General features: G+C 42.7%; 20 protein-coding genes. 4 read left to right on the top strand and 16 right to left on the bottom strand.

All coding sequences use genetic code 11. The features are described from left to right. Positions 1–256 precede the first annotated feature (256 nt). From AAHF22_RS23350 to AAHF22_RS23320, 7 genes are all read right to left on the bottom strand, one after another. On the bottom strand, positions 257–1,558 hold the full coding sequence (locus tag AAHF22_RS23350) for a pyrimidine-nucleoside phosphorylase (RefSeq protein ID WP_347327399.1): 1,302 nt from the start codon (positions 1,556–1,558) through the stop codon (positions 257–259). A 400-nt stretch (positions 1,559–1,958) separates the two neighbouring features. Next, positions 1,959–2,666 (bottom strand): purine-nucleoside phosphorylase, encoded by a 708-nt coding sequence (deoD, locus tag AAHF22_RS23345; RefSeq protein ID WP_347327398.1) that lies wholly within the window; start codon positions 2,664–2,666, stop codon positions 1,959–1,961. Between the two features lie 226 nt (positions 2,667–2,892). Beyond that, positions 2,893–4,074 (bottom strand): phosphopentomutase, encoded by a 1,182-nt coding sequence (gene deoB / locus AAHF22_RS23340; RefSeq protein WP_347327397.1) that lies wholly within the window; start codon positions 4,072–4,074, stop codon positions 2,893–2,895. 156 nt (positions 4,075–4,230) lie between these two features. After that, positions 4,231–5,412: a NupC/NupG family nucleoside CNT transporter gene (locus tag AAHF22_RS23335; protein WP_347327396.1), complete on the bottom strand. Its 1,182-nt coding sequence runs from the start codon at positions 5,410–5,412 to the stop codon at positions 4,231–4,233. Positions 5,413–5,740: 328 nt separating this feature from the next. Next, positions 5,741–6,139 (bottom strand): cytidine deaminase, encoded by a 399-nt coding sequence (locus tag AAHF22_RS23330; protein WP_347327395.1) that lies wholly within the window; start codon positions 6,137–6,139, stop codon positions 5,741–5,743. Positions 6,140–6,263: 124 nt separating this feature from the next. Further along, on the bottom strand, positions 6,264–6,929 hold the full coding sequence (gene deoC / locus AAHF22_RS23325; protein ID WP_347327394.1) for a deoxyribose-phosphate aldolase: 666 nt from the start codon (positions 6,927–6,929) through the stop codon (positions 6,264–6,266). A 275-nt stretch (positions 6,930–7,204) separates the two neighbouring features. Continuing rightward, a complete protein-coding gene (locus AAHF22_RS23320) occupies positions 7,205–8,035 on the bottom strand; it encodes a MerR family transcriptional regulator (protein ID WP_347327393.1) in 831 nt (276 codons plus the stop codon). Positions 8,036–8,173: 138 nt separating this feature from the next. Between AAHF22_RS23320 and AAHF22_RS23315 the strand changes: the two genes are divergently transcribed. From AAHF22_RS23315 to AAHF22_RS23300, 4 genes are all read left to right on the top strand, one after another. Beyond that, positions 8,174–9,925, top strand: coding sequence for an ABC transporter ATP-binding protein (locus tag AAHF22_RS23315; protein WP_347327392.1), 1,752 nt, complete (start codon positions 8,174–8,176; stop codon positions 9,923–9,925). After that, positions 9,900–11,720 carry an ABC transporter ATP-binding protein gene (locus AAHF22_RS23310; RefSeq protein ID WP_347327391.1) on the top strand — a complete coding sequence of 607 codons (1,821 nt, stop codon included), beginning with the start codon at positions 9,900–9,902 and terminating at the stop codon, positions 11,718–11,720. Before AAHF22_RS23315 ends, AAHF22_RS23310 begins: the two co-directional genes overlap by 26 nt. A gap of 307 nt (positions 11,721–12,027) precedes the next feature. Continuing rightward, entirely contained in the window at positions 12,028–13,221 is a 1,194-nt protein-coding gene (locus AAHF22_RS23305; RefSeq protein ID WP_347327390.1) for a DUF418 domain-containing protein, read from the top strand. 627 nt (positions 13,222–13,848) lie between these two features. Further along, positions 13,849–14,067 (top strand): TetR-like C-terminal domain-containing protein, encoded by a 219-nt coding sequence (locus AAHF22_RS23300; RefSeq protein WP_347327400.1) that lies wholly within the window; start codon positions 13,849–13,851, stop codon positions 14,065–14,067. Positions 14,068–14,427: 360 nt separating this feature from the next. Here the strand turns inward: AAHF22_RS23300 and AAHF22_RS23295 are convergent, their stop codons facing one another. The 9 genes from AAHF22_RS23295 to AAHF22_RS23255 all read right to left on the bottom strand — a co-directional run. Then, positions 14,428–15,057 carry a hypothetical protein gene (locus AAHF22_RS23295; RefSeq protein ID WP_347327389.1) on the bottom strand — a complete coding sequence of 210 codons (630 nt, stop codon included), beginning with the start codon at positions 15,055–15,057 and terminating at the stop codon, positions 14,428–14,430. Positions 15,058–15,073: 16 nt separating this feature from the next. Continuing rightward, positions 15,074–15,700 carry a hypothetical protein gene (locus tag AAHF22_RS23290; RefSeq protein WP_347327388.1) on the bottom strand — a complete coding sequence of 209 codons (627 nt, stop codon included), beginning with the start codon at positions 15,698–15,700 and terminating at the stop codon, positions 15,074–15,076. 126 nt (positions 15,701–15,826) lie between these two features. Continuing rightward, positions 15,827–16,336 carry a hypothetical protein gene (locus AAHF22_RS23285; RefSeq protein WP_347327387.1) on the bottom strand — a complete coding sequence of 170 codons (510 nt, stop codon included), beginning with the start codon at positions 16,334–16,336 and terminating at the stop codon, positions 15,827–15,829. Between the two features lie 86 nt (positions 16,337–16,422). After that, positions 16,423–16,845, bottom strand: a complete 423-nt coding sequence (locus tag AAHF22_RS23280) for a hypothetical protein (protein WP_347327386.1) — start codon at positions 16,843–16,845, stop codon at positions 16,423–16,425. Between the two features lie 319 nt (positions 16,846–17,164). After that, entirely contained in the window at positions 17,165–17,479 is a 315-nt protein-coding gene (locus AAHF22_RS23275) for a hypothetical protein (RefSeq protein ID WP_347327385.1), read from the bottom strand. Between the two features lie 653 nt (positions 17,480–18,132). Next, a complete protein-coding gene (locus AAHF22_RS23270; RefSeq protein WP_347327384.1) occupies positions 18,133–18,318 on the bottom strand; it encodes a hypothetical protein in 186 nt (61 codons plus the stop codon). A 232-nt stretch (positions 18,319–18,550) separates the two neighbouring features. Beyond that, positions 18,551–18,796 carry a DUF6953 family protein gene (locus tag AAHF22_RS23265; RefSeq protein WP_347327383.1) on the bottom strand — a complete coding sequence of 82 codons (246 nt, stop codon included), beginning with the start codon at positions 18,794–18,796 and terminating at the stop codon, positions 18,551–18,553. Between the two features lie 457 nt (positions 18,797–19,253). After that, positions 19,254–19,739 carry a hypothetical protein gene (locus AAHF22_RS23260; protein WP_347327382.1) on the bottom strand — a complete coding sequence of 162 codons (486 nt, stop codon included), beginning with the start codon at positions 19,737–19,739 and terminating at the stop codon, positions 19,254–19,256. A 15-nt stretch (positions 19,740–19,754) separates the two neighbouring features. Next, the coding region (locus AAHF22_RS23255) for a polymorphic toxin-type HINT domain-containing protein (protein WP_347327381.1) at positions 19,755–21,631 on the bottom strand (1,877 nt) is incomplete at its 5' end.

Below are 21,631 nucleotides of genomic sequence, written 5' to 3'. Positions count from 1 at the left end.
TACACCTACACCTACACCTACACCTACACCTACACCTACACCTACACCTACACCTACACCTACACCTACACCTACACATTATAGGGATAAATATATAATATTCCTTCACATAAAAAAATCCGTGAACAGAAGCAGCCAATCAGGGGCTTACTTCTGTTCACGGAATATCCAGTCAGGCATCTAGGGTAATAACGCTGTAACCAGGGCTAGCTTGCCTGTATGAGGAGTGATTTTTATTATTTCCCAGTATGATGTATTACTCGGTTACTGTACCGTATACGAGTGTTGGCGCATCGGCATGATCTGCAATGCGAATGCTGTCATACAGCTTTTCCATCACGTCTTCTACATTTTCACGGTTCGCATGAATCGTTACGAGTGAATCGCCTGCTTTCACAGCATCGCCTACTTTTTTGTTCAGCATCAGACCTACAGCCAGATCGATTTCGGATTCTTTCGTTGCACGGCCTGCACCGAGCAGCATCGCAGCAGTACCGATCTCATCAGCTACAAGTTCAGCTACAACGCCATCCTGCTTCGCAGGCAGCTCAATACGATATTGAGCCTGTGGCAGACGCTCTGGATGATCGATAACGGAAGCGTCTCCGCCCTGACTTGCCAGGAACTGCTTGAATTTCTCCAATGCTTTACCGTTTTGGATCACTTCTTGCAGCTTCGCTTTGGCATCTTCGAGTGAATCCGCTTTACCTGCGAGATAGACCATCTGGCTGCCCAGCGCGTAGCACAGTTCTTCCAGATCTTTTGGTCCTTCCCCTTTCAGTGTATCGATCGCTTCCTGAATTTCGAGCGAGTTACCGATCGCCAGACCAAGTGGCTGACTCATATCGGAAATAACAGCCATCGTTTTACGTCCCACATTGTTACCGATGCTCACCATCGCATGTGCCAGTTCTTTCGCAGCTTCTGGTGTTTTCATAAATGCGCCTGCACCTGTTTTTACATCCAGTACGATCGCGTCTGCACCGGCAGCGATTTTTTTACTCATGATCGAACTTGCGATCAGCGGAATCGAGTTGACCGTTGCGGTTACGTCACGCAGCGCATACAGCTTTTTGTCGGCTGGTGTCAGGTTGCCGCTTTGACCGATAACGGCGATTTTGTTTTCATTAACGAGCTTGATAAACTCATCTTTCGTAATTTCGACATGGAATCCTTCTACCGCTTCCAGCTTGTCGACCGTGCCGCCGGTGTGACCGAGACCACGACCGGACATTTTGGCTACTGGAATATCCAGTGCAGCTACGAGTGGTGCAAGTACAAGTGTCGTTGTATCGCCCACACCGCCTGTGGAGTGCTTGTCGACCTTCACACCTTCGATTGCGGACAGATCAATCGTTTCACCGGAATTGACCATCGCCATTGTCAGATCAGCGCGCTCGCGATCGGTCATGTCTTTGAAAAAAGTCGCCATCGCAAAAGCGCTAACTTGATAGTCCGGAATCTCGCCATCTGTATAGCCTTGCACGATAAAATTAATTTCCTCGGTGCTCAGTTCTTTACCATCACGCTTTTTCTCAATCAGGTCTACCATTCTCATCTGGATCAGCTCCTATATTTAAAGTTTACACAAACCTAACATTAAAATCTGGCATTATGCACATTGGCTTCATTCTTTGGCGTCAGTCGGCTTCGTCGGTTGCCTTATCCAGACGACTAAAGAACGAACAAAACATAGATATGCTGCCAAACTGTCAGTTGACAGCATATCCGACTTTGCCTTCTGTTATGCGGCTCGTGTTCATTGCCTTTCGTCATCGTGCGACGATGTGTACTCGTTCGATCATCCACTCGGATTAGTCAACAACACGCGTTTACTTGTACTTTTCGCTATTGGGATTGCCGTCTGCATATGCTTATCGCTGCTTGCTTTGCAAGCCAAACGGACATTTACATTCGAGATCAGCATACCTTTACCTTTTACCCTTATAGCTCACAGCTTATAGTGAGATCGCTGTATCCAGTGCCACTTCCATCATTTCGTTGAACGTTGACTGACGTTCCTCCGAAGTTGTTTCTTCCCCAGTCAACAGGTGGTCACTTACCGTCAGAATTGTCAGTGCGTTTACACCAAACTTAGCAGCCAGTGTGTACAATGCACTTGTTTCCATCTCTACACCGAGTACGCCATAGTCCATCATCAAGCCGGTAATCGTTTTGTCATCACGATAAAACGAATCGGAGCTGAAAATATTACCTACATGCATATTCAAACCTTTTTCGACGCCGCGATCATATGCTGCTTTGAGTAGTGGGAAGCTTGCCACCGGTGCAAACGTATATCCGCCGAAAATATGGTTGTTCATGCTGGAATCTGTGCTTGCTGCTTGCGCCAGAATCACATCACGTACACGCACATGCTGCTGCATACCGCCGCATGTACCAACACGGATCAAGTTTTTCACGCCATACTCGCTGATCAGTTCATTCACATAAATGCTGATCGAAGGCAGACCCATACCTGTGCCTTGCACCGATACGCGCTGTCCTTTGTATGTGCCGGTAAAGCCGAGCATTCCGCGCACTTCGTTATAACAGGTTACATCTTCCAAATACGTATCTGCGATATATTTGGCACGCAGTGGGTCACCTGGCAACAGAATCGTTTCAGCAATATCGCCGGGTTTAGCTCCGATATGAACACTCATTATATATAACCTCCAAATGGAAATTCAGGCGTCAATATAAAACGCCTGTTTATGTGTAGTATTCTATCCATCCCTTTTAAAAATAATACTGAATGAGGATGGATAGAACGGTTTATAGACTTGAATCGCACGCAGTAGATATGCTCTTCCTATCTTACCTGGCGTTCCATTCATAGCTTATCTGCGGACTCCGATACTTTGATACTTTAAGACATTAAGACTTTAATCACTTCAAATCCGCGAGGAAGCTTGTGCCGTACTCTGGCATCTTCACACCAAAGTTCTCAGCTACCGTTGCTGCGATATCCGCAAATGTTGTGCGTAATGGCAATTCCTTACCACCATTAGCAAAACGTTTGGAATACACAAGCAGTGGTACATATTCACGCGTATGATCTGTACCGGTGTACGTCGGGTCATTACCGTGGTCAGCTGTAATGATCAGCAGATCATCATCGTTCATCTGTTCAAACACTTCCGGCAGACGTGCATCGTACTCTTCCAGCGCTTCCGCATAGCCTTTCGGATCACGACGATGACCGAACAGTGCATCAAAGTCAACCAGATTGAGGAAGCTCAGCCCGTGAAACGGCTTGGCCGCTACTTCAACCAGTTTGTCCATACCGTCCATATTGGACTTGGTACGGATCGACTCGGTTACGCCTTCGCCATCATAAATGTCTGAAATTTTACCAATCGCGATCACATCCAGACCGGCATCTTGCAACGCATTCATCGTTGTCGGTCCAAACGGCTTGAGTGCATAGTCATGACGATTGGATGTGCGGGTAAATTTGCCCGGCTCACCGACAAATGGACGCGCGATAATGCGGCCCAGCATGTACGGATCATCCAGTGTAATCTCGCGACAGAACTCGCAAATTTCATACAGTTCTTTTAGCGGTACGACTTCTTCATGCGCAGCAATCTGTAATACCGAATCAGCGGACGTATAAATAATGAGTGCACCTGTATTCACATGCTCCTCGCCCAGTTCATCGATAATTTCCGTGCCGCTCGCTGGCTTGTTACCGATCACTTTGCGTCCGGTTTTCTCTTCAATACGCTGGATCAGCTCATCCGGGAAACCATCTGGAAATACACGGAATGGTGTATCAATGTACAGACCCATAATTTCCCAGTGACCGGTCATCGTATCTTTACCACGGGAAGCTTCTTGCATTTTAGTGTAATAAGCAAGCGGTTGATCCGCGACCGGCACGCCTTCAATCTCACGAATATTGGACAAACCGAGTTTAGCCATGTTCGGCATATTCAAACCACCGTTCTCGCGGGCAATATGTCCGAATGTATCTACATTTACATCTCCAAATTCTGCCGCATCCGGTGCTTCACCGATACCGACAGAATCCATAACTACTAGGTGTACACGTTTAAATGGTGTCATTGGCTGATCGCTCCTTCCGTTATAGCAACTGTATAAACTGTTGCTCTGCAAAATGATGCAAAAGTCTATTTTACAACAAATCCGCAGCATTGGAAATAAAGCTGCTTACGTTGGCATCATTACGTCAATCCAAGCGTTATGCTTGTCTGCTCCCTTTTACAGGAACAGACCCGCTACAGTTGCGGACAATACGCTGACAAGTGTTGCACCGTACAGCAAGCGCAGGCCGAACTTGGCAACTTCGTTACCTTTCTTCTCATTCAGACCTTTCACCGCACCGGAGATAATACCGATCGAGGAGAAGTTCGCGAACGATACAAGGAATACCGATACGATACCCGTTGCACGTGCGCTCAGCTCTGGATGTTTGCCCAGCTCCAGCATCGCTACGAATTCATTCGATACGAGCTTCGTTGCCATCAGGCTACCTGCTGTAAACGCATCTGCCCACGGCACACCCATAATGAACGCGAATGGTGCAAATACATAACCAAGCACATCCTGGAAGGTGATGCCAAAGATCAGATCAAACAATCCATTGATCATCGCAATCAGCGCGACAAAACCGATCAGCATCGCCGCAACGGTAATCGCTACTTTAAAGCCGTCCATAATGTACTCGCCCAGCATTTCGAAAAACGTTTGCTTTTCTTCTTCCTGTACTTCCAGTATATCTTCTTCCTCTGTGACACGATATGGATTAATGATCGAAGCGATAATAAAACCACCGAACAGATTCAATACAAGTGCAGTTACAACATAGCGCGGCTCCAACATTTGCATATACGAGCCTACGATCGACATCGAAACGGTCGACATCGCTGATGCACATAGTGTGTACAGACGATGCTTTGGTAGCAGACCGATCTGCTTTTTCACCGAGATGAATACTTCGGATTGACCAAGCACCGCCGAGGCTACCGCATTATACGATTCCAGCTTACCCATCCCATTTACCTTACTCAGTACCCAACCAATAATCCGAATGATAAACGGCAATACTTTAATATATTGCAAAATACCGATCAGGGCGGAGATAAAGACGATCGGCATCAATACGTTAAAGAAAAACGGAATCGAACCTTCCCCATTGACCAGACCGCCAAATACGAAATCTGTACCGACTTTAGCGTAGCTGAGCAAATGCTCAAATATAGCTGAGAAGCCCCCAACTAGCGTTGCACCGATCGGCGTATATAACAATAGAAATGTTAAAATAACCTGTAACACAACCATAATAAGCAGCGGACGATAACGAATGTTTTTGCGATCATTGCTGGCGATGTAAGCCAGACCGAATACGATCAGAATACCGATAATAGCGATAATATACTTCATGCGCGTTTAGCTCCTGTTCTGTTATACTGCCTCCTATACCTCGCTTCTCCGATAAAATATCAGATGGAAGTATGAAAGCCAGCCGTAAAAATAGTCATGAAAATGCTGATTTACATCCATAAAGCGCTTACAATATTTGCTTGAAAATAACGTTTCTGCCAGTATTCTTTTTAAAAACGGAGCTTTTGCTTCACGATACCGACTCTGTATACGTTACGTATCAGTGATCATGAATGCGTCTCCGTCTATCGTTGCCATGCAATAACTTAGGCCTGGTTGCTTTACAATAGCTTCCGTAGCTTAGTTTCATTAGCTTTGTGGTAATCGCTCAGTCCTTGTCCATGTCTTTCGCTTGAAAATAACCTGGCAAAATTTCCGACATGCTCCACTCGCTAACGTCACCTTTCAGATTCGTCAAATAAATGCGCGTGTTTTCATCGCTAAATTCAGCGATAACCTGACGACATGCTCCGCATGGCGATACCGGTCCATCCGTATCGGCCACGATCGCAATCGCATCGATACGACGTACACCTTCGGACGCCGCTTTGAAAATCGCTGTCCGCTCTGCACAGTTCGTCAGTCCATATGATGCATTTTCGATATTAGCACCACCATAAATTTTACCGTCATCTGCTAGCAGGGCAGCCCCTACTTGGAAATGGGAATAAGGCACATAGGCATAGTTTCTTGCTTCAATCGCTGCCTGAATCAATTGTTCTTTCATCGTATACTTTGCCTCCCCGGATGTTCATGCTCACTGCATTATGATAGCGATAGGTCTGGCGATTCATGCAGGAATGACACTCGGTTGTCGCCGCACATTCCTGCATCCCGTCAGATCAAGACGTTTAGTAAGAGGACGAGGATTGTCCGCCTTCCATAATTTTCACGCCAGAGCTTGCACCGATACGCGTTGCGCCCGCAGCGACCATTGCGTTCAGATCTTCCTCACTGCGTACACCACCAGAAGCTTTAACGCCCACGTCTGGACCTACGGTTTTACGCATCAACGCGATATCTTCCGCTGTTGCACCGCCAGTCGAGAAACCGGTCGATGTTTTCACAAAGTCAGCACCTGCTTGTACGGACAGCTGGGAAGCGCGAACTTTCTCTTCGTCTGTCAGCAGGCATGTTTCGATAATGACTTTTACGAGTGCTTTACCTTTTGCTGCATCGACAACCGCTTGAATATCACGCAGAACGAGTGCATCGTCGCCATCTTTCAGTGCGCCGATATTAATCACCATATCCACTTCTGTTGCTCCGTTAGCAATCGCATTCGAAGCTTCAAATGCTTTCACTTCCGGTGTGTTCGCTCCCAGTGGGAAACCAATAACCGTACATACATCCACGCCTGTACCTTTTAGTTCTGTCGCGCAAAACGATACCCAAGTCGGATTCACACATACCGATGCAAACTCGTATTTCTTCGCTTCGTCTACCAGCTTCGCCACTTCAGCTTGAGTCGCGTCTGCCTTGAGCAGCGTATGATCGATCAGCTTTGCTACATTCATCTATTCTCGCTCCTTTTATATGCATTCATGCCACTATTTTGTATTACCCGTAAACCTATCATAGCACTCGTTTGAACAAATGTAAAATCGTTTTTGAACTTTTGTTCAATGATATTCACAGGTACAAAATGGGGCAAACGAATGTATGTTATCACATATCATCGATAATGTAACGTCCTTATTTTTCACAGAATGGATGATGCTGGATGATAGCTAATCAAGACGATCGCTAGATTGTATCAAATCCGCCTTTATTCAGCATGTCTTATCCAAATTTATAAGCTGCTGGAAGCTGGCTTTTTGATCTGTATTAAAACTCTGACCAGGTATTCATCTGGATTTTGCACCGATATTTCATCCTGTACATATTCTTCGTAAGCATGGCCGCTAATCTCATATCCTTGCTGCTCAATATGTTCGAAAATACGAGGATAAATCTTGTCTGTATCTCCATAATCAGCTCGCATATATGAGACAAGATAATAACCTGCTGGCATATAATGCTGTGTTTCAGTATGCGTCTGCATCCGGCTAAACATATACGACATCATATCTCCATTGCGATTTTGTAAATCCTGTTGCTCTACAATCACCCCACCTGGATAGCCGATCGGTGCCTGCTCCCTCTGTAAACGTTGCTGAAAATCCATCCATAACTTTTCCGCAAAATCCTGCTTGGTTACACGCATATACGCACTTTTCAATAAAGGAATATCCGGTTGCCAGATCACCTGCATCTTCGTGATGTCTATTCCAATCGACAGCTCCAAATTTTCCATCTGGATCCCGATCATCTGCCGCGTCCGCTCCAGCTTTGCCAACTGCGACTGGATCATCTCCTCCTGCTTGCGCAGAAGTTCCAGTGTACGTTCTGGATTACGTTGCTCCAGATGGGCATGAATATGTTGCAGCGACATGCCCTGTTCTTTCAGAATGCCGATCACACCGATCGCATCCAGTTGATTCAAATGATAATACCGGTACCCATTATCATCGACTAATGCAGGCTTGAATAAACCAATTCGATCATAGTAAATCAATGTTTGGCGTGTGATCTCTGCCATTTTGGAAAAAGCGCTAATCGGTATCAGTTCAGCTTGATTCATCAAAATCTCCTCCGTCTCCAAAAACAATGTTGACTGTATAGTTACTATACAGTCTATGATAACACCGATTCATGAAGTCCACCGCTACAAACTTCATGAAAATTGGCGATTTCCCATTACGATAGAGGAGAATCTTTTATGATACGAACACTGCTTCAACAGGTCGGCATCTACCGCAAACATGCGTGGCTGACTATTTTATTTTTACTTGATGAAGTCGCTATGGAAGTGGCTATTCCGTTAGCCATCGCTCAATTGATTGATCAGGGCATTAGCGGCGGTCAGATGAACCAGATTACCAAGTATGGCTTCATCCTTGTGATCTATGCACTCGTATCGCTACTATTCGGTGTGCTTGCTGGTCGATACTCTGCAATCGCTATGGCAGGGTTCGGGCAAAACTTGCGCAATCATCTATTTCGTCATGTTCAGCAGCTTTCTTTTGCGAATATGGACAAGTTTTCCACATCAGGCATTGTGACAAGGTTGACGACAGATGTCACCCATGTACAAAATGCGTTCTCGATGATCTTAATTATCGCTTTTAAAAGTCCGGTCATGATGGTCTTCGCCACCGTGATGGTATTCCAGATCAGCCCGGTGATTGCAGCATGGTTTCTAATCATTATTCCGATTCTAGCCGCAGGTGTGCTGCTAATTATGAAATACTCGTTTCCGATCTTTGAGCGTGCTTTTGCTAGCTATGATGAACTGAACAAAGTCGTCCAGGAAAATGTGCGCGGGATTCGTGTGGTCAAATCGTATGTACGCGAACAGCACGAGATGGGCAAGTTTCAGCAAGTGTCGAAGAAGATTTTCGACCAGATGGTCAAAGCAGAGCGCTTGCTCGCTTATGAATTGCCATTGATGCAAATTGTACTCTATGCCGTGATGCTGCTCGTGTCATGGATTGGAGCGAAGCTGGTCGTGAGCAGCGCAATGACCACAGGTGAACTGACCAGTATATTCGCCTATTCCATGCAAATTCTAATGAGTCTGATGACGCTGGGGATCATCGTGATTATGACCGCCATCGCGAGAGCATCTGCTGGACGTATGTATGAGTTACTTAGTGAACAGCCTGCCATTACAAATCCATCTGCACCTGTGACCGAAGTACAGAGCGGCGAGATCGAATTTCGTAATGTAAGCTTTCGCTATTCTAACAACAACGACAACTACGTCCTATCTCATATCGATCTACACATTCGTTCCGGGCAGACGATCGGTATGATCGGTACAGCCGGGAGCGCAAAATCTTCACTCGTACAACTTATCCCCCGATTGTATGATGCCAGCGCTGGCGAAGTGCTTGTCGGCGGCATCAATGTGAAGCAATATGATCTGCCTGTGTTACGAAGTGAGGTCGCTATGGTATTGCAAAAGAACGTCCTCTTTGAAGGCACCATTCGAGACAATCTGCGCTGGGGCAATGAAGCAGCAACCGATGAGCAATTGATTGCAGCATGTCAGGCAGCACAGGCACATGACTTTATTATGTCTTTCGCTGACGGATATGATACGCCATTGACGCAAGGTGGAAATAATCTGTCTGGCGGTCAAAAGCAGCGTGTCTGTATCGCGCGCGCTTTATTGAAAAATCCGAAAATTCTCATTCTGGATGATTCTACCAGTGCAGTCGATACACGAACCGATCTGCTCATTCGAACAGCCTTCCGGCAACAGCTGCCGACAACGACCAAAATCATTATTGCCCAGAGAATCGCCTCCGTAGAAGATGCGGATCAAATTATCGTTTTAGATGAAGGCAAACTTGTTGATGTGGGTACGCATAAAGAACTGTTAGAACGAAGCTCGATTTATCAGGAAGCTTACAACACGCAAACGAAAGGAAGTGAACAATATGCCGAAGCCTATGAGCTACAGTAAAACGATATGGCGGCTGCTTGCTTATTTTAAACCATTCAAATTCAAAGCTTTACTTGTACTTCTGCTCGTACTGATCAGCTCTGCGGTTTCGGTTGCCTCCGCTGCCTTTTTACGCTTATTAATCGATGATTTTATCGTTCCACTGCTGGGCAATCGCAATCCGGTATTTGATGCGCTTCTACAAGCGTTAACGATTCTTGCGGTAATCTACATCGCCGGGATCATCAGTACCTTTCTGTCCAAGCGACTCATGATTACGATCTCACAACGGATTATGAAACAAATTCGAGACGAACTGTTTGCACGTATGCAAAAACTGCCTATCCGTTATTTTGACCGCAAAGCAAATGGTGATGTGATGAGCCATTATACGAATGATGTGGACACGCTCAATATGATGCTGACGGATAGTTTGCCGCAAATCATCTCTACGGTCGTTACGCTACTCGTTGTGCTCGGCACGATGATCTATCTGAATGTGCCGCTGACGATAATCGTCGTACTTGGCGCTCTGCTTATGCTGTGGACGACGAAGAAAGTCGGCACAAGAGCGACCGATCACTTTTTCCAGCAACAGGAATCGATCGGTACGGTAGATGGCTATATTGAAGAAATGATCCACGGGCAAAAGGTAGTTCAGGTATTCGGACGCGAACAACATGTCACGCAAAAATTTGCTCGTCTCAATGATCAATTGTTCAAGCATTCCGCCACTGCTAACAAATATTCCAATCTACTGATGCCGCTGAATGAAAATTTGGCTAATCTGACCTATGTCATGGTTGCCATTATCGGGGGTGCGATTGCTCTATCCGGTTGGCATGGCGGCTTGACGTTAGGAGGAATCGCTGCCTTTTTGAGTCTATCGAGAAACTTTACGATGCCAATCGCTGAAATTTCTTCGCAGGTAAGCATGTTTGCTGTCGCTCTTGCAGGAGCCAAGCGCATCTTTATCCTGATGGATGAGCAACCTGAAGCCGATGAGGGTACCGTCACGATCGAACAACGGACTTCAGATGGTGTATGGCTATGGCGATTGGAAGATGGATCGACCATTCCGGTGCAGGGTCAGGTCGAGTTTCATCAGGTCTCCTTTTCCTACGATGGGCAAAAGCAGATATTGCAAGACATGACCATCTACGCTCAGCCTGGGCAAAAGCTAGCCTTTGTAGGCGCTACTGGCGCGGGCAAGACGACAGTTACTAACCTGCTCAATCGCTTTTACGAGATTGACGAAGGTGAAATTTTATACGATGGCATCTCCATTCAGCGTATACGCAAAGCCGATCTGCGTCGCTCACTGGGCATTGTGCTACAGGACACCCATCTGTTCACAGGTACGGTAGCAGACAATATTCGTTATGGCCGTCTGGAAGCAAGCGATGAACAGATCATTCAAGCAGCCAGGCTATCGTATGCCGCAAGCTTTATCGAACGCTTGCCCGATGGATATGCTACCAAGCTGGACGGAAGTGGCAATGGGTTATCGCAAGGACAAAGTCAGTTGCTGGCGATTGCCAGAGCTGCGATTGCCAATCCACCGGTTATGATTTTGGACGAAGCGACTTCATCGATTGATACCCGTACCGAAGCATTGGTGCAGTCCGGTATGGACAATCTGATGGAAGGTCGCACCGTGCTGGTTATCGCTCATCGCCTGTCTACCGTGCGTAATTCGGATGTGATTCTGGTCATGGAACAGGGACGCATTACCGAGCGCGGTAATCATCAGCAGCTGATCCAGCGTAAAGGGAATTATTATCAGCTGTACACCGGGGCATTTGAATGGGAGTAAAGATAGCAGATAAAAGATCGAGATAAACTTCTCTACCAGATCAGGGTGTTCATTTCGTTTGTCGTGCTTCTGCTGCGTCCATGTCGATGAACCGCTCTATCCTGTCAGAGTTTTAGGCTATGAATGGGCTGGACTATTACGAAATCGATTATGAAAGGGTAGGATTAAAGCGTCTGCGTTATGAAGGGTTAGGAATGAGTCTATGACATAGATGTACATCATCATAGACCAATCATGAACAATTTCAATCTATTCGTATGTATTCGAATGAATCTCAATAACAATATGAGCAAAGGAGCAATCTACAATGAAAATACAAGCCTCACCCTCCATGTTGCCACCACTAGGTGCAAAGGAACGTCTTCATTTTTTGGATATTGTACGTGGCTTTGCCATGCTCGGTATTATTATGGTCAATTATTTTCTGATCGCCAGCTCAGGTATGTTTGCCAACTCAGCAGGAAATAATATGACCACGCTCATGGTCAACTGGTTTGCGGAAGGCAAGTTTTACACACTCTTCTCCTTTTTATTCGGGATCGGGTTTATGATCTTTATGAACCGAGCAGAAGCCAAATTCGATTCGCCACGCATCGTCTTTATGCGCAGGCTGGTGATCTTATTCGGATTCGGTTTACTGCATATTGCTTTGATTTGGTCAGGGGATATTTTGACCTACTACGCGGTCGCTGGATTTGCCCTGCTCGCTTTTTACAAATGTCGTCCACGCACACTGCTGAGCTGGGCAGTCGGATTATTCGTGGTATCCAGCTTGCTGCCACTCGGCTGGATGCTGCAACCGATGTCGCCAGGAGCAATGGATGCTTTCTCCAGTGAAGCAACCCATACATCTTATGTTGCTTCGATTGGGGAACGTTTCTCTGAAGTGGTAGGAATGCTAAGCACGGCACAAACGATGCTGATCCCGATGCTGATGATGTTTCTACTCGGCATGTATGTTGTGAAAAAAGGGCTATTCCATGAGATGGAGACCAAAAAGCCAATCTGGAATCGGATCTGGTTCGTCGTCACTTGCTGTTTTGTCGTCGTGCAGACGGTGACGATTGTGAGTACACGGAATGGCTCCGGTGAGGAAATGAGCGGTTTTGATCTGTCTATGCTGACCGGTCAGCTTGGCGGAGTTGTAGGCAGTATGTTTTATATGAGTTCACTGGCGATGCTGTTCTTGCATGTCGGGCAGCTCCGACCGCTATTGATGCTTATCGGTAATGTAGGTAAAATGTCGCTCACCTGCTACCTGCTTCATTCGGCGATCGGGACGTTCTTATTTCATGATTATGGCTTAGGATTAGGAAAGCTCATGCAACCGATTGGAATTGCTGGCATTGGATTGGCCGTGTTCATCTTCTTGATTATATTAAGTACGATCTGGCTGAAATCGTTCAAATCTGGCCCGGTAGAGTGGTTATGGCTTAAAGGGACGTATGGGAAGATGGGGAAAGTCACGAGTAGACAAGTGGTAAGTAAAAGTAACCTGTAGATTATAGATTGTTTTTAAAACCGAAGTGCTATATGGTCAGCTATTCGTCATAGCTTACTTTTAAAATCAGTACATCATTGTTACGTTTAGAAATGAGATCACACATAGCAATGGGATGTCGTCTCATCATTTTGCAGCAAGCCCATACGCGCACGGTCAAAATGATGCCGGGCATCCTGCTGGTGCTTTTCGTCAATCAGATCGATAAAATGTATCGAAAAATAACGAAGGACAACTCTCCTACTGTGAGAATTGTCCTTTTTTACTTGAGTGAATGAGCAAAGCTTATAGTAAACCGAAACGAAGTAAGCATAACTCTACCATTGCACACTAAGCTTATACCATGTAGCACGTTGCTTTAAAATGGAACAATACACATGTACCTAATAGCGCAATACGAGATGCTATAGGATCGTATCGTAGTGGACGATCTCAAGGACAGTACCTGTTGCTTACTATTGCCAGGATCACGATACGTTTCCTCTTGTTAGTAATTCTGGACAAAATGAATCCCTCTCTCAATCCCCGACCCGAAACATGAGTACAATTCGATATACCTTATCTTATACCTCATCTGATGCCTAAACGTACCCAACTTGCTTATCGCCCAACGTTCACGATCTTTCTATTCCATGTCGGTTCATTCGTTGCCGCCCTTACGAGGCAATCTGCACAATCTGCAAAGGAGATAACCCAGGATTAGGTAAAGAGGAAGATGTGGTGTACGTTTCATTTTATGGGTCTGCGATCGTAGGAGTAGTGGAATGGTGGTTTCAAAGTGAACAATCGCCTTCTCCACAGGATATGGCGCGACGTGTAGGTGCATTGTTGGAGAGGAATTTGTAATTGATGTTGGGTGGGGTGGATTGATAGGGGTGATCTTGATTGGGCTTCTGAGTAAAGTTATGGGGTGGATTGCATTGTACTTGTTTTAAAGCGATTACTTTTTTATATTGTATAGTTCCAGTGTGTAGCTCGATGGCGGTTTATACGATGCTCTGCATTATAGAGTTGTGTATTATGTTTTGTACTTTTCTACTGTGTGCATTATGTTCTGATTTGAAAAAAGCGCCCACCTGTGGCAGACACTTTTATTCATACGATATACGATTATTATGATGTGATCTCATTATGTTTTTGATTCATTTCATGTTGATTTTAATTGTATTATACATATACACAATTCTCAGCTTGCCTACTTTTAGATTAGCTTACTTGTATTGTTGCTTCTAAAATAAGTTCCTCCGGCAGAACGCTCCAATCTTTAGCTATAGTTAGTACCAGCTCTTCATCGGGCAATAATTCACCTTCTAACATGAAATGAGGTAAATGAAGTTTTTCGATGCTCGTTTCTGCACCTTCATTCATAACGGTTCCCCATAAATAGCTATACGCCCGTTGTAAAATCCCATCTGTGTACTTCACCCATGCATAATATTCAACCGTACGATGACTAGCAAAATACTGCACCTCTCCAAATTCTTCACTCAATGCCTGTAGCATCGTAAACAACGGTAACTGTTCTCCAGCTTCACTCAAATCAGGCAATTCCTCTGCTGATAGTATTGTCCATCCTTGCATCGATTGAAATAATAATACTTTGACCAGACTATGGTGAGTTATTAGCCATTGACCTACATACTCGCTAGAAACAGGTTCATGTCGAATGGCAATCCATGCCGATTTATAACACAAATCATATGTATAAGAGTCGTCGTCATTGGTTAAAGAAACAAAAGCAGGCATCGTCGTAGGGGATGCAACAGGGGATGTTCTCGTTTTTAAATGCCGGTCAATACCAAATGCAATCAACATACAGAGAAAAAACAGCCACATGATGATTCTCCTCTTCTTAATTAAAAGATTGAGCATTCTCAGCTAAAACATCGATGATAAATGACTCTTCAGGAATTCCTAAATCCGCTGTCGTTCGCAATATGTATTTCTCGCTAGAAGTTGTGGATTTCAATTCTACCCAGTTGTTTATGTTACTCACACCTAATGCGACAATCTCATTTGAATGCATATCGACTCTAATGGAAGATCGTGCGTCGGATTGTACGTTTCTCAAATGTAACCGGGCATAGCTATTTCTCTGGAACAAATTAACCAATTCAATTTGATACTCATACTTCTGATCATCCGTCACTTTTAATGTATCTCTTTCGCTATGCGTATTCGTCCATCCGTTCGTATACAGACTGCTTACCAGAACGACGGAAAATAGCATATTGATCACGCAGGTAGTATACAATAACATCCGTTGTTCTTTATCTCGTGGAGTCCACTTTTTAGATAATAAATAAGCGAATAAGAAGCTGAGTAGTAACATCGGAACCGCCAGACCACCCAAATAAGCAGTGGCTATAAGATCCATGCCTCTTTGAAAATAAGCAGTTACGCCCAAAACAAACCATAGAACAGATACTAGCCCTTCGATCATTATAAATATCGTTAGTGTACGCAGCCATAATTTCATATTTTACTCCTCATTTCACTCATTAGATGAATGAGCATATTCATAGTGAACGTATTTTTCCAGATCTTGAGCATGGTGTATGGTTGGCATTTGATCATAATCGATAATTATATCGTCGGCTGCTCATCACAAATCTTCTTCAGCCTCATCCAGCAAACGTGCATTGCCAATCTTGATCCAACCATTCCATTCATCGTAACCTTCAATAGTGCCTCTCCACTGTGCCTTCGGATAAATATTTGAAGTTTGAGCCTGTTGAGCAAATTGTTCATAATCGATCAGGCCTGGATATTGCGTTGTATTCAGACAGGTGATAATACCCTGTGGAAAAATGACTTCGATGTGACCTCTCACCTCTGTTCCTATTCCATGTTCGGTTTTCATCTCTTCCCATCCACTCATATATCCAGCATTACAAGCTCGCCATTCCATTTCAAAATCTGCCTTTTGCATGGATAACAGCTCACTATCATTCAAGTCAAGTGGATGCTCCTGCATATAATATAGAGACTTCCTTTGATTAGACAGCTTGATCGCTTGATCATATTCTTTAGCTATTTGTCTAAATACATTACCTTCTTGATCTGTTTCGTAGTACCATGCTTGCTTATCTTCTTTGTACAAGAAATAGAGCATAGTTGTACTCACCCTTTCATAAACACAACAAAAATAGAACTCAATTTAGGCAACATTGTTGTCTCGGCAAAATAGTTCTCTCCTATTCACATCATAATTAGAAAAATCGCGACTGCGACTGGAACAGCTATACCGATGCAGTACTTAATTACAGTATTATGGATAAAATAGCTACAACGAAAAGCAAAGCTGCCTACCAGACCTGTACCTACTACAAATAGCACGACATCTGTAGAAGTGAATCGAAACACCACCACGACTATAGCAGCCAATATCAATCCAAGAGATAAGTGAAATCCATCTCTCGATAGGTTAGATCGACTTTTATCCCATACAAAAGATATGACCCCACCTAATACAAGGAATGGAACAGAATATACAATGATAAAAAACACGCCCATCATTAACATCGTTCCATTATATTCATGATGGACCAGCAGCTTAAATAAGATAAAACACAGAATCGTCGCTAACAATGCCAGACTGCAACCAACCAACTTATTTAGCATAGATCGTCCTCTATCCTATTATTTTGTAGTTCATAAGATCATTTATAGTTTGCATACTTTTTAATTGCTCAGCCGAAATCTCAATATGCACCCTAACCTCTTCTGTTATAAAAGAAACTGTGGCGTTATATTAATTCTCTTTAGTCCACCGCACCATATCAAACATTTGCTCATACATCTTCTTGCGATCCGGTGAAAAAGCGACTGTAATCGATAGGCTAGTCTGCGTAGAGCATCATAATCAATTCACATGAGCAGATAAATATGTATAATTTGAAATCAGAAACTATACCGCTATTATAACTACATCACAGTTGTTTTAATAAGATGTACCCAGTTTATTCTCAATCAGTTCAAGTTCCCACATCAATTTTTGCAAATGCTGCTCATTTGCAACTGATTCTATATTTTTAAAATCTGTTTTCCCTAAAAACGCCATATATACACTTGCAATTTCTTTGGAAATCTGAGGGTTTTCATCTTCATAATCCGTTTCATAAAATTGATTGATTTCTATCCGTACACTTTCATTCCATTCTTTTTTCTCTATACAAATCTTCAACAACCCAATGATATAAAATGCATCTTCTTCAAAAGTGTAGGAGTTGGAGTTACTTTCTTTTGTAGTATTCATAAGCTATCTCCATATTTAGAATAGTTCCAGTTCATAATAAAATAACCAGCGTAATTAAACGCAAACAGTACATCTTCACTCATTAATTTCAACATATCTAATTCACTTGTTTCGTTTATGACCATGATAAACTCAAAATGATCGCCTTTAATTTTATAATTTTTCACACGGAATGGCCTGATATACTGATTTTGATAAGGGAATGTCCAATGATCAATCATATCAAATAAATGTTCATGATAGAATTGCTCAAGTATTTGATCCGCCTAGACAAACAAATGAAATATTAACCCTTTAGCCTGCTCAAAATCGGGCTGTTGATAAAGTTCTTCTATACTTTGACTCACCATGCTTTTTTCGATTCCTTTCTTTTTAATACGTAGCGAATTATCTTTTTTTAGCTAAGCTTTTGTTATTTCAATTAAAATTTCATAGCTTCAAATTATCTTTTTTCATTCTGGAATATATGTATACAACGAAACAAATGGGGCGATTATTTTCTTTTCCAAGCCAGCTGCTTGAAATGATACTTATATCCAAAATATATCATAACAACGCGTTGTATTATATGGCTAAACTAAAATACATTTATGTAATCATACAAAAAAGCGTCCACCTATGGCAGACACTTTTATTCATACGATATACGATTACTATGGTGTGATCTCATCACGTTTTTGATTCATTTCATGTTGATTCTGATGCCATTCTTTCACCAGTGTATGATAAAAGTTATTCTCCTGACGGCTCAGTCCATCCTTGTTGTTTTTCATAATCATCGTGTCAATATTTCGTCGTAAAATCTCGTTTTTCCGTTCTAATACGGCTGTTGAATTCAATGACTTTCCCTCCACATTCGTATTGATGATCTGTACATCACTTGCTCTCTCATGATCATCTCTAGCAAACTAGAGTAAAGTATATCGAACATTAAAGCCGATGAACAATCGTCTCAGCACGCCATAATACGCCTGATCTAGGCTCAGCTAGGATGACTTCTACTCATCTCGCCTGTCCGTACAATTTCATGAAGATGCTACTTTTAACAGCTACATCCGTTTAAAAAACTACTCAAGTCCACGCCCAGAAAAAGCCATCCCGATCCCACGCGACCCGACCGCCATGCTGCTTACGGAACGCTTTTTTGATCTCTTTCGACAAAGATACATTTCCACTTTCACTTGTAAATACATAGTCTTCTCCATACTCTGCACGTACATAAGCGATGGCATCTTCTTGTTTTAATGTACCTTGATTTTGGATCTGCTCGATCATCCATGCAGCGATACGCTGTTCTGTTGTTGTTGCATCTGTCATTGGTTTTGTCTCCTTTGTGCGGTTGAACGGATTGTAAGTTGGGTATTTGTTCACATGTTGTATTCTCATTAAAGAAGTATACATTACTCAGGATGCTTTTCAATTAAGATCGTTAATTTTTAATCTTTTATCATTCTACAGAGATTTTAGACGGTGATTCTAAACTATTCTGTCCTTCTTTAAAATATTTAAAAAGAGAACCTTGAGGAATTGTAGCCCTCAAGGTTCTCTTTAAATACTTTTCAACAAATAGACGTTGTTGTTTAATAGATAAGATAAATATAGACATCAATGTGAAAAAATGGATTGTCACTAGATAATCATATCTAACAAAAACGTTTATCCTTTCAAGATAAAAGATATTAGAATCAACATCTACATTTAATAGCACTTTGCAAAAAGAATCTGCTTGTTTTATATTTAGCTTAGTTACATCTTTAATATTGGTTGTTCGAAACTATATTTGATTTAGTATTTGGATAGATTGATCGAACTTAGTAATTGCAGGCAAAATACATGTATTAAAATCTTCTATCGATTTCACAGCAATACATAACACTTGTGAATCGATAGTTTCAATAACATAAAAAACATATTTTGCATTCTCAATTGAATCCCCATTTTCCAATACAACACTTCTAAACAGGTGATCTAAACTTACTGCTTTTTGGATAGATCTAATAGCATCAGTTCTATACCAAAGTATTTTTTTAAATTCTAAAAAGCTGGGCTTTAAATGAGGGAATATCCACTTATCCCCTACATAATACTTTAAAGAACACAAATATCTACTTGTCTCTTCCGATTCATACTTAAGGTTTTCCTCAATTATAGCGAATAGTAATATATCATTCTCTTTTTTAAATAAGAACAATAACTGTGAAAGTTCAGTATCATTCAGTCTATCAATATCTTTTAAATAGTATATTGCTTCATAATTCATTATTTCTATACACTCCTATGGTTGGAAATAAATATGCTCGTTCATTAATTTAGTTGTACCAGGTTGATATTTTTGATAATGAGTTGGATAATAATAACCTGTCTGAGCATTGCTTGTGTTATTACCTACATATTGTGGTTGATTATAGTGCACTTCACCAATTGCTTTCCCATTTTTGTCATAAATAATACTTTTATTCATATCGAATGTTGATCTTGCTGGCCCTACAGTATAATCATTATTTTTCATAAAGGTATCCATAGAGCTATAATTTTTAGTCCAACCTCTCTTATTTGATACATCAACTTGCATCACAAAATTACAACTAGTATTATGCACCCAAATTCCCAAGTCACTTACAAAGTAAGTATGGAATTTATCAACTGTCATATTATAGACAGTAACATGCTTGCGCAACAGTTCAATATTGTATATTTTCAGAGTATTCCCATCGCTCTGAATAAGCAAGTCTCCAACCTTAAGATCTTTGACGAATATCCATCCTTTGCCTTTCACATAGAATGGATGATTAAAGGTCGATTCAATAATCTGATTACTAACATGAATTTGATAAATTTCATCTGTTTCATGATTGAATGTTGCTGTAACCTTTTTATACCCTACTTCGCCAGTCGCTTCATCTTTCGCAAGAACGAGATCTCCAACTATAACATCTTCGATATTTTTTTCTCCTGTCTTTGTCTTCACCTTTGTTCCCGCCGTGAAGCATTGACAAGTGTTTTGTCCGCGCTGAGATCTTCCTTTTCCTGTACTCTTAGCATATCCGTTACCACCGACCGAACCCATAGCAAGTGTTGCTACATATTCTGCCAATTCGTAATCTTGATAAGAGCTTATCAACTGCTCAATTGCCCAGTCAGATTTACCCGCGCTATTCCCATATGAACTCGTACCAGTAGCAAGATCAAACAAATAGTTATAACGATTATTTTTTTCGAAATGCCCATAAATTTCAGTAACCTTTTCTTTATAGCGTTGATACAATGGATCTGATTTAGAATCAACTTGGACTCGAGCTTGTTGGAGTAAATCCCGCAACCCCCCATCATTATAAGATTCCTTAATAAGATGCCCTGTCGGATCTGTATAGATTAAAGGATTACCATTCACATATCCATAAATATTCAAACTAAGCGGATTGTCAATCTGCCCTTCCACTGTATCTTCATTCAAAAACCGTCCTACATTCGGATCATAATACCGGGCTTTTAGATAGTATAATCCTGTTTCTGAATCATACGTTTCACCCGCATACTTAAACTCGTTGGCTACCGTTTCCTTTTGCTGTGTCAGGTTGCCCCACTCATCATACTGGTAGCTGTTCACCAGACTACCATCCGTCCCCACCATCTGCACGACATCACCGTGTCCATTGTAGAGGTAGTAGTAATCCTTCTGATTCGTCAGATCCTTTTTCACCAGTACGCGGTCACCACGAATATAGCTGGAGATTGTGCCATTACTTGTCTGATCTCCAATCACCTGATCGGCTCCATTATAGCTGTATTGCGTCACCTTACTACCGTTTGTTTTCTTCCAACGCAGACCATCGGGCAAGTAATCCAGTGCTGTCTTCACACTATCTTTCGTTACCGAGATCAGTGTATTTTGCAGATCATAGCGATAATTCGCTGCTTTCTCATCAGGCAGGTCACGTGTATCTTTTTGCGTCAGGCGATTGCCGCGCAGGTCGTAGCTATACTGGGTTTCGGTACCATCCGCACGTTTGACACCCGTCAGGCGACTGAGCTTGTCATAGCTGTACGTCGAGGTTTGCGGTGTACTGTCTTTGATCTGTTCGGTGACCGAAGTAATATTACCGTTGTTGTCGTACTGGTAGCTGTATACGGACAACGTACTCTCGCCTTTCG

The sequence above is a fragment of the Paenibacillus wenxiniae genome (assembly GCF_039822605.1).
Classification (GTDB): Bacteria; Bacillota; Bacilli; order Paenibacillales; family Paenibacillaceae; genus Saccharibacillus; species Saccharibacillus wenxiniae.
This window is presented reverse-complemented; position numbering and strand designations above follow the sequence as displayed.